Annotated in this window: 1 rRNA gene; it reads right to left on the reverse strand. The window is 56.8% G+C overall.

Annotated elements, in window-relative coordinates:
• Positions 1-5: 5 nt before the first annotated feature.
• Positions 6-658: ribosomal RNA gene (locus MF605_RS11895) — 16S ribosomal RNA — on the reverse strand; the annotation flags it as partial.

Here is a 658-nt window from a genome sequence, read left to right on the forward strand (position 1 = left end):
CTTAGAAAGGAGGTGATCCAGCCGCACCTTCCGGTACGGCTACCTTGTTACGACTTAGTCCCAATCGCTGGTCCCACCTTCGACGGCTCCCCCCACAAGGGTTAGGCCACCGGCTTCGGGTGTTACCGACTTTCGTGACTTGACGGGCGGTGTGTACAAGGCCCGGGAACGTATTCACCGCAGCGTTGCTGATCTGCGATTACTAGCGACTCCGACTTCATGGGGTCGAGTTGCAGACCCCAATCCGAACTGAGACCGGCTTTTTGGGATTAGCTCCACCTCACAGTATCGCAACCCATTGTACCGGCCATTGTAGCATGCGTGAAGCCCAAGACATAAGGGGCATGATGATTTGACGTCGTCCTCACCTTCCTCCGAGTTGACCCCGGCAGTCTCCCATGAGTCCCCACCACTACGTGCTGGCAACATGGAACGAGGGTTGCGCTCGTTGCGGGACTTAACCCAACATCTCACGACACGAGCTGACGACAACCATGCACCACCTGTGAACCCGCCCCAAAGGGGAAACCGTATCTCTACGGCGATCGAGAACATGTCAAGCCTTGGTAAGGTTCTTCGCGTTGCATCGAATTAATCCGCATGCTCCGCCGCTTGTGCGGGCCCCCGTCAATTCCTTTGAGTTTTAGCCTTGCGGCCG

This window comes from Micrococcus luteus, assembly GCF_022664405.1.
GTDB classification, from domain to species: Bacteria; Actinomycetota; Actinomycetes; order Actinomycetales; family Micrococcaceae; genus Micrococcus; species Micrococcus luteus.